Source organism: Nostoc sp. FACHB-888 (assembly GCF_014696655.1).
Classification (GTDB): Bacteria; Cyanobacteriota; Cyanobacteriia; order Cyanobacteriales; family Nostocaceae; genus Nostoc.
This window is the reverse complement of the sequence record NZ_JACJQM010000166.1, coordinates 1-9325: the sequence shown is the minus strand read 5'-3', so window position 1 is coordinate 9325 and position 9325 is coordinate 1. Positions and strand designations below refer to the sequence as shown.

Annotated in this window: 11 protein-coding genes; 8 read left to right on the top strand and 3 right to left on the bottom strand. The window is 41.0% G+C overall.

What is annotated here, in order from left to right:
- Positions 1 to 116: transposase (locus H6G26_RS34960; RefSeq protein ID WP_190727979.1), on the top strand; the 116-nt coding region annotated here is incomplete at its 5' end.
- A 49-nt stretch (positions 117 to 165) separates the two neighbouring features.
- A complete protein-coding gene (locus tag H6G26_RS34955; protein WP_190735776.1) occupies positions 166 to 810 on the top strand; it encodes a DUF6753 family protein in 645 nt (214 codons plus the stop codon).
- Positions 811 to 814: 4 nt separating this feature from the next.
- Here H6G26_RS34955 and H6G26_RS34950 read toward each other — a convergent pair whose 3' ends face one another.
- Entirely contained in the window at positions 815 to 1498 is a 684-nt protein-coding gene (locus H6G26_RS34950) for a response regulator transcription factor (RefSeq protein ID WP_190735773.1), read from the bottom strand.
- 264 nt (positions 1499 to 1762) lie between these two features.
- On the opposite strand from H6G26_RS34950, the gene H6G26_RS34945 reads away from it, so the two are divergent.
- Positions 1763 to 2536 carry a HAMP domain-containing sensor histidine kinase gene (locus H6G26_RS34945; protein WP_190735771.1) on the top strand — a complete coding sequence of 258 codons (774 nt, stop codon included), beginning with the start codon at positions 1763 to 1765 and terminating at the stop codon, positions 2534 to 2536.
- Between the two features lie 223 nt (positions 2537 to 2759).
- On the opposite strand, the gene H6G26_RS34940 is transcribed toward H6G26_RS34945, so the two are convergent.
- Positions 2760 to 3575, bottom strand: a complete 816-nt coding sequence (locus H6G26_RS34940) for a hypothetical protein (RefSeq protein ID WP_190735768.1) — start codon at positions 3573 to 3575, stop codon at positions 2760 to 2762.
- A 1-nt stretch (position 3576) separates the two neighbouring features.
- Positions 3577 to 5223, bottom strand: a complete 1647-nt coding sequence (locus H6G26_RS34935) for a hypothetical protein (protein ID WP_190735766.1) — start codon at positions 5221 to 5223, stop codon at positions 3577 to 3579.
- Between the two features lie 205 nt (positions 5224 to 5428).
- Between H6G26_RS34935 and H6G26_RS34930 the strand changes: the two genes are divergently transcribed.
- The 5 genes from H6G26_RS34930 to H6G26_RS34915 all read left to right on the top strand — a co-directional run.
- Positions 5429 to 5671, top strand: a complete 243-nt coding sequence (locus tag H6G26_RS34930) for a helix-turn-helix transcriptional regulator (RefSeq protein WP_179070305.1) — start codon at positions 5429 to 5431, stop codon at positions 5669 to 5671.
- Positions 5664 to 5810, top strand: coding sequence for a hypothetical protein (locus tag H6G26_RS34925; protein ID WP_190735764.1), 147 nt, complete (start codon positions 5664 to 5666; stop codon positions 5808 to 5810). Before H6G26_RS34930 ends, H6G26_RS34925 begins: the two co-directional genes overlap by 8 nt.
- A 19-nt stretch (positions 5811 to 5829) precedes the next feature.
- Positions 5830 to 6072, top strand: coding sequence for a hypothetical protein (locus tag H6G26_RS44395; protein WP_347242558.1), 243 nt, complete (start codon positions 5830 to 5832; stop codon positions 6070 to 6072).
- Positions 6036 to 6785 carry a hypothetical protein gene (locus H6G26_RS34920; protein WP_347242557.1) on the top strand — a complete coding sequence of 250 codons (750 nt, stop codon included), beginning with the start codon at positions 6036 to 6038 and terminating at the stop codon, positions 6783 to 6785. Before H6G26_RS44395 ends, H6G26_RS34920 begins: the two co-directional genes overlap by 37 nt.
- 290 nt (positions 6786 to 7075) lie before the next feature.
- Positions 7076 to 9325, top strand: a 2250-nt coding sequence (locus H6G26_RS34915) for a serine/threonine-protein kinase PknK (RefSeq protein WP_190735762.1), incomplete at its 3' end; no start/stop codon positions are given.

Sequence of the window (9325 nt, the reverse complement as noted above, 5' to 3'; positions counted from 1 at the left end):
TTGGGTGGCTAATGGGCTGTCGGCGATTGGCCAGAGACTATGAGTTATTACCGGAAACATCGGAGACGTTTATCTACCTTGCCATGATCCGGATCATGGTAAGACGATTAGCATAAAATTTTACCCCCCCAAACTTTTCAAACAGCCTCTTAGGAGTATCAGCAGGTGAGAACATCAGAAATATTGCAGGGGTATTCTGAAGCCGAACAACAGAGGATTGTTGAAACAGCACAGCAAGTAGGGTTAGCAGAAGATGACCCGATGTTTCAAGTCATGGCAACACTTGGCAGATATGAAGAGACAATGATTTCACTGCAAGCACGAATGGAGGCAATGATTGAAGCTTGGGTACTAACAATCGAAGAGAAAGTGGCGAATACTTCTAAAACAGCCCAATCGATGAACAACACTGTAGTCAGTAATGCTGTGCGTGATGTCTTAACTGAACAAATGCCTCTTCTGATACAATCATCAACATCATCTGCATCATCGCCACCAAAAGAGATGCGATTATCTACAGGGAATTTTCAGATGCATTTTTGGTCTATCTGCGCTCTGGTAGGAGGAGTGACAGCAGCTGGTGCGATGCTTGCTTCATTTACAACTTGGAACGTGATAACTAACTTGGGTCAAAATCAATCAGTTATGTTGTCAAACAACGACTTGAAGATTTTACAATGGGTAAAATCCAGCGAAGGTAAGCAAACTTATAAGCTCTTTGTTGATAATCAGCAGACTCTGGCTGCTTGCCAAGAAGAAAATCGCTTGAAAGGATATTGCTTGATTCAAATGCAAAAGAACAAGAAATAATGAACTACCCAATAGCTCTCCAGTCTTGCGGCGAAGGTTCTAGGTAGCCAAAACTTTGAGCTTTAAGAATGGCATTGACTCGATCTCTAGCTCCCAACTTGAGAAAAAGGTTGCCAGTGTGGGATTTGACTGTGCTAATACTGATGAAAAGTTGATTAGCAATTTCTTTATTGGAGTAGCCACTGGCAATTAATTTGAGAATTTCAATTTCTTGAGTTGTAGGCAACTCATTGTACCTTTTGCCTTTAATTTTTATACTCTGACGATGGCTCAATTCCAGAAATCTCTTGATAATCGCTTGGTCAAGATATTCTTCATTTTGATAAATACAACGGATAGCGTTTTTAATCGAGTCGATCTTGGTTGTCTTTAAGAAATATGAATCAGCACCACAGGCAAAAGCTTCGTTAATCATATTTTGACTAGAATAAGCACTGAGGATAATAACTTTGGATAAAGTGTCCTTCTTAATCTTGGTTGTCATCTCCAGTCCGTTGATATCTGGTAGTCCAATATCAAGCAAGACAATATCAGGATTTGTTGCCTTGACTAACTCTAATCCCTCCAATCCACAGCTAGCCTCACCGCACAGTTCCATGTCTGATTCTTGTGCGATCGCTGTTCTAATGCCAAGTCTACATAGTTCTTGGTCTTCAATTACTACTACCCGAATTGTCTTGATAGTCATATTTGCACCGAGAATATTTGCACCGGAAGTTAATCTTTAACCTCTTCTCTTTTTATACCATAAATATTTGAATGAAAACTGTATAATTTAAAAATAAGTATTAGTTATTTTCCCGAAAATTAGAATATAAATATTTGCAAACTAATTTCAGAGGCAGGTTTTAAGTAGAACATATATTGCGAAAAGTTAGTTATACTTAAAAGTAAAAATCTTTGCGAAAAATCAGTTGGTAACAAAAAATAAATTTCGTTTAGGAGTGGCTATATGTCCCAAGCAAAATTCATAAATAAAATTAATATTTCCACATTATTGCATGACGTATCAAACGCGGTTGTCAATGAGTCAGTTGTTTTAAAGCAAATGATGGATGGAGAGTACGGTAGTACTTTACAAGAGATAAAAACAATTTTGATATCCTTATGGCAGACAAATAATCAAGTAATTCAGTTGATAGATAGGTATCAAAGTCATCAGTCAAGAGATAGAGTTATCGGGTTGAATCCATCCTTGATTAATGAATTTGATTTTGGCGACTTACTGAATAATTTATATCAAGAGTATAGGCCAAAAGTTATTAATCGGGGCTTAAAATTGCACTACGAGACTTGTACAGGATATCTGCATGGAACCAGGGTGAGAGGAGATGCGATACATCTTTATAGAATGTGTTCAAATCTACTTCAAAATGCCCTCTCATATACAGAGACAGGTGATATATTCTTGCGATTGTTGAACCAGGGTGATGACTTGGTAGTTTTAATTGAAGACACAGGCGTTGGTATTGAACCAGAAGATTTGGCGAATATTTTTCTACCTTTTTATCGTGGGACTATTTCTTCACCTGGCTCCGGGTTAGGATTGTATATTGCAATGATGGTAGCTTATTCTCATGGGCTGAAACTGTCTGTAGATTCCGTTGTCGGTAAGGGAACGATATTTACAATAAAATTTCCCTATCAAGTAAACAATTATTATGGAGTAGATGCTACAATCCCGAAAAAGTCGAGATTAACTCATGCGCTACCTGGACGACACTAAGCTATGGGACAAGATAGAGTATGTAGTTGGATGTTTGATATTTGGTGGGCTGTTTATCGCTGCCGTCATCACATTCAGCACTGATATATTTGAAGCCACATTTTACATATTTCTTGCAACAATAATTGCTCCTTTCGTAAAAATAAATCCAATATTAAGACGGTATCTCTTAATCAGTGGATTTATATTTGGATTAGTGATGGGGTATTTTAGTTGAATATGCCTAATCTCCAAGATCGGGATTATTATCTTTGTCAAAAGAAAATTCCTGATTTTTATCAATTTGAATAGGAGGTTGAGCTTGTTGTTTTGCAATTCGCTGCTGATTAAAAGCAACTATTTTTTGTGCTTCTTCAGTTGAGAGATTATTTGATGTAATTGTAAACTCGTTAGTGTGGTCTTTATATGCAGCAAAAGCTTTTTGGTTGGATTCATTTTTGCGGTTAATATTGATAAACTGTATACCTTCTTGAATCAGTAATTGAAGTCTATAAAGAACGCCTTCATAAACGCGGCCTTCATTTTTAGTATCTTGACCTTTAGCAATGATAGTTTGAACAACGGCAGGAATCAGGGACTTTTTGCTAAAGTCATCGCCTTGATGTTGTTTATTAACCTCTTGATTTGCTGGTGTAGAGGGAGTTGAACTAGCGTTGGATTCACCTTGAGCCATCATTTGTTGGAGGAAGATATGCTTTCTTTGGGTAATTAGATTTTCAACTCTAGAGAAATTATTAGGCTGCTCATTCACAGTTTTTTCGGGTTGAGATACACCAAACTTTTGAGAATATTCAGCCAGATATTGATTTTTAAGTTGTTGCCTATAATCTTCAGTATTTTGAGTGCTTTTGGTCAAAATACTTCTGAGATTATCTTCAAGATTTTGACGCGATTGGGAATCTAATTCAATGGGTGATTGCACTGTACTCTGTGGCACTCTCTCCATCATGAGAGCCAGTCGATAAGCCATCATATTATTTGAGATTCCACTCCCACGATTAATGGAGGCGATAGTTTCTCTAACATCTGTGGATTGCATACTAAACTTCCAAGTTGTTTAATTGAGATTCTGGATTGTGAGGTTTTTCCGGAGTTGGCTTCTGTGTTTCGGCATTTTGGGAAATCTTCGGGCTATAAAAATTATTAATAGATTGTTCACGTAACAATTTTAAATCCTCTGTGATTTCGCTAAGTGGTGGCAAAATAATATCAGTTTTCCCATGAATAATAATCTCTTCTTTAGTTTGAATTAAAAATTTAAAATAAAGTTGTGACTGCTCACCTAAAGTTAGTTTAGCATTGGGGTCTTTTTGAAATCGCTCACGAAAACCTTCGTTACCTTGATTAGCTCCAGATGTCCATCTGACAGAAGTTTCCAGTAAGCTCCAAACTTCAGCTAATGCAGGATGAAGTGGCAAAGGGATATCACGAGTTGCGTGAGCATTAGCAGCAGAATTAATTGTTGGAATTTGAAGTTTAGTTGCTAGGAGCCTGAGTTTGTCAATCTCTAATGAGTTAATAGCCATAGAGTGAACTTGATGATTCATTTGTTCATCAGTACGGCTCAATTCTAGGTGTACAGCAACTCTTGTAGTTCCGTTATGTTCAGTTTTTAAAAGCTTGATATCACCACTATTTTCATCATTAGGAGTATAAGTAATGCGATAATTACCTAATTCTAAATCGTGAGAGTTAAAGGCTTCTAGGGTACTTGTAAGTATTCTTAAAACTTCTAAAGATTTAAAACTTTCAAGTATTTTATGAGTGCCATCAGGAGAAAGGGAGCTTAGACTGTTAGCAATTTTCCTGGGGTCTTCATCGAAGGAGGGTAGCTCTTTACCTTGCTTTAAGGTATCTGCAACCGTTAAAAACTCCTGGCGTTCTATAGGTAAAAACTTATCTAAAGGTTTTTGAGTAATATTAATATGATATTGTGAGGCTTCAAACTCCATAATTGGATTATCTAAGTTTGTTGCTTGACGACGATGAATACTATAAGTAGATTTATTCTTTTTAATAAGAAAAGCATCAGCACGATAAACTGTAGAGCCATCATCTTGTTGAACGCCATAGTTCTTGAGAAGCTCTCTAGCAGCAAAAGCAATGTCTTGATTTTGTTTAGCTTCTAAAAACCTTCGAGGGATTGTTTGTTTATAAACTGTTACCTGTTTGATATTGACCCAACTGTTACCAGTAGGTATGCTGTTAGATTCCAACAAATCCTTGCTAACACTAGAGGGTTTTTCAACAAAAGTTTTGTTATCCTCTATGGTGTCAGAAATAATTTCGGATTGGCGACGACGGCGTTTCAATAGGTCTAATTCGTCTAATTCATCGACTGATATTGATTCCGTGTTTTGTGAGTTATGAGTGCTGCTCTGTTCTGAAGGCGGACTAACTTGAGATTGAGGGGCTTCGGGAATAATTACTTGATTATTTGTTTGGGAATTAGTTTGTGGAAAATCTGCAATTTTTGACTCTGTTTGCTGGGTTAATGATGCCTGTTGTACTTGTATAGATTTGATAGCAGCATACAGAGGGTGAGTACGGGATAAAGGAGGTAGGGGAGGTAGAGGAGGTAGAGGAGGTAGGGGAGGTGTGGGGAGTGTGGAAGGTGTCGCAGCGATGGGAGGTGTGGGAGTTGTAGAAGGTGTGAGGAGAATCTCACTTCCCCCCACCGCGACCACACTCTCCCCACTCCCCACACTCTTAAGCTTTAACTCTTGTCCATTTTTGAGAAAAATAAATTGTCGCAGGTCAGGTAAAGGGCTAGATTCGCAGTCCGGGCGCTTTCTTTATATTTATACTGTATCCTCTCACTAGACATTTTGTCAAGTGTCACTCTACAATTTACATAGAATCTACGAAATGATTGAATAGAGAGGATTGTTCATGTCTATAGATGTGCAAATAGAACGGGTTATACGGGTTGATGCCCCTGGCATCGGAGCAAGAATTAAAGAAGCCAGAGAGCGAGATCCACGATCGGTAGAAGAATTGGCAAAAGCGGCCGATATGACTCGTGCTAATTGGTATCGGATTGAACGTGAAGAAAATGATGTTTTACCAGAACCAACCCTTCGCAAAATTGAAGAAGTTTTAGGCGTGGATTTTGGAGTGCGTTTTGATGATTAAGCCGACCAGTGTCATTCCTCCTACTTTGTCTTCAGTTTCTGTTGACGAGTTATTACTGAAGGCACTGCGCTTGGCGCAATCGCAGTTAAGTCCCACACTCAAAACCTATTTGCAATCGGCTCTAAGCAAATGCGACTAAACCAAAAAGAGGTGGGGTAATGAATAAACCACCCCGTAAGCGCAACAACGCCACCTCTGCTTCATCTAGTAAGGACACACCACAAGATAACCAAGACCTTGAAGAAAACCCAGCTACAGCAACAATTACAGTTAGCGCTGTTGAAGTAACAGAGTTGACCCAAGAGGAGCAAAGCGATAAGCCTGACGGCATGGCTACGCTTACCGCCTACACTTGGAAAGGAAAGTGGAACGGGCGTTTTTTGAAGCTGGGAAGGCGCTGACGGAATTAAGGGACAGACGGCTTTATCGCTCCACGCATAAAACATTTGAGGAATACTGCCGCGATCGCTTTGGGCATAGTCGGCAACAATCAAATTATTTGATCGCCGCAGCTGGTGTTTACGAAAATTTGACAACCATTGGTTGTCAAAATGTGGCAGATGAGAATTTGACAACCAATGGATCACAAATTCTGCCTACGAGTGAGCGCCAAGTGCGACCGATGACAAAACTTGAACCTCAACAACAGCAAGAAGTGTGGCTAAGAGCAGTAGAACTTGCTGGTGGGAAAGTGCTGACTGGTAGAATCGTCAAAGATGTTGTGCAGCGCATCATGGAAAGGACGAAAGTACCCAACACCTACCAAGTTGGTGGAATCTGCCAAATTTTAGCCAAGGATAATCCCGAACTCAGAGGCAAGGGTGGCTGTTGGGCAATTGTCAGCGCAGTGAATGACTTTAGTTGCACGGTGAGGATGTGGGATGGCGAGTACGCCGTTGGGTTGCAACACCTGAAGTCTTACGATTACTTGCCTGCCGAATGTCAGCAGGTTCAGGAGATTAGCGATCGCATTAGTCGGGTGTATTTCGATTCGCTAGAGGAGACAGTCAAAAGTCTGTTGCAGTCGTTGGGGAAGGTGAATCGTCCCTATTTAACGGCTGTGGAAGAGAAATTATTGACGCTTCTGGAGTCGGAGTATGGGATAATACGCTGAATAACTTTGGCAATTTGGCATCCAATGTCTTTGGGTTGCAGTTTCAATGAAGATATCACCACAACGGGACAGTAAGGAAGTTAAGTTGTACGAGGGATGTGGCAAAACTTTCCGCCGAGTGCTGTAGAAACGCTCTACATATTGATACAGCGCTCGTAAGTGAACGCCATCACTCTGCAACTGGCTAGAAATGAACAAAACCAAATAGAACCTCAGAAGATGAAAAATCTAGATAGCTGGATTACTGTATAGTTTGAGGTGTACCAGATTATCCTCTCAAGAGCTGCTCTATGATCACTCTGCCTGGTATTGCTATCCAAAACAAAATATACGAAAGTGCCAATTCTCTAGTGTACCGGGGCATCAGAGACGATGGAGTAGGGGTCGTCGTAAAAATGCTAAAGCTTGATTATCCCTCACCTGGTGAACTAACCCGCTACAGACAGGAATATAAAATTACCCGCTCCCTTAACTTGGAAGGAATTATCAAAGCATACAGCCAGCAGGACTATCAACGCACTCTGGTGATTATCTTAGAAGATTTTGGGGGAGAGTCCCTAGAGCAATGGATGCATAAGCGTCCAGATATATTCTGCCCCATGCCTTTATCCACTTTTCTAGGTCTTGCGATCGCCCTTTGCGACATTCTGGGCAGAATCCATGCAGCCAATGTAATTCATAAAGATATCAACCCTGGAAACATAGTCTTTAATCTAGATACTGGCGTTGTAAAAATTATTGATTTTGGGATTGCGACCCAATTTAACCGCACGAATCCAACGTTCAAAAGTCCCCATGTGTTAGAAGGCACGCTTGCCTATCTGTCGCCAGAGCAAACCGGGCGGATGAACCGGATGCTCGACTATCGCACCGATTTCTACTCGCTAGGCGTAACCTTCTACCAACTGTTAACTGGACAGCTACCGTTTCCAACTCAAGACATCCTGGAGCTAGTTCATTGCCATATTGCCAAACCGCCGATTCCTGTGCATGAATTGAATACCACGATTCCCAAACCCATTTCAGGCATAATTTTGAAGTTGATGGCGAAAAATGCGGAGGATCGCTATCAAAGTGCCTGGGGCATCAAAGCGGATCTAGAACGCTGTACAGAGCAATTTACAACAACAGGTCAAATTGCTCATATTCAATTAGGTCTGCAAGATGTTTCCGAGCAGTTCCGCATTCCTCAAAAACTGTATGGGCGAGAAGCGGAGATTGCAGCATTATGGGTGGCGTTTGACAGAGTAGCCCCAAGAGGGAATGTTGGCGAAGCTCACCGACGAGAGTCAGGCATAGAAAATCCTCAATTCCTTGTCGAAATGATGTTGGTTTCTGGCTATGCGGGAATTGGCAAATCAACATTGGTGCAGGAACTCCATAAACCGATCACCGCAAAGCATGGCTATTTTATCTCTGGCAAATTTGACCAATTCCAGCGCAATATTCCCTACAGCGCGATCGTCGATGCCCTGCAAAAGTTGGTGCAGCAACTCTTGGGAGAACCCAATGAACAGGTGGAAGTATGGCGATCGCGTCTACTCACTGCTTTAGGAAACAATGGGCAAATCATCATTGATGTGATCCCGGAAGTTGAGTTAATTATTGGCAAGCAGTCGCCCATCCCCGAAGTTGGAGCAACTGAGGCACAGAATCGCTTCAATCTCACGTTTCAAAGATTTGTGCGGGCGTTTTGTGTAAAAGAGCATCCCCTAGTCATTTTCTTAGACGATCTACAGTGGATCGATTCTGCGACATTGAAGTTAATCGAACTCATCTTACTTGATGAGCAAATCCAGTATCTGTTTTTGATCGGAGCCTACCGAGATAACGAACTGACTCCAACGCATCCGTTGGTCTTAACGCTAAAGAGCCTGCGAAACCAGGGAGCAGTACTTCAGGAAATCATCCTGACCCCCTTAACCCTGGAACCGTTGAGTCAACTGATAGCTGAGACATTACATCACAATCCTGATATCGTTCGTTCCTTAACTCAAGTCGTGTTGCGTAAAACCGAGGGCAACCCTTTCTTTGTTGGTGAATTTTTGAAGCTGCTGCATAGCGAAAACCTGTTGACCTTTAATACCCAACAGTTGAGTTGGCAGTGGAACTTAACTGAGATTGAAGCTCAAGATATCACCGATAATGTGGTGGAGTTGCTGCTGCGTCAATTGCAAAAATTACCGTCAGCAACACAGCAAGTTCTCTCCATCGCTGCTTGTGTTGGGTCTGAGTTTGATTTAGAAACGTTGGCGATCGTTTGCGAAAAATCACCGAAAGCAATTTTCCAGGATCTACTAGCAGCAATACAAGCTGGATTAATTCACCCTCTGTCTGAATTAGACGAAAACTTGTTAGTTCAAGACTACAAGTTTTTGCACGATCGCGTTCAGCAAGCGGCTTATGCTTTGATTGATGAATCGCAGAAACAGGTTGTTCATCTCCAAATCGGTGGCAATTTGCTCGAAAAAACTTCACCAGAGCAACGATCCGAGCGGTTGTTTGAAATCATCGATCATCTCAATCAAGGACTTGAGCTA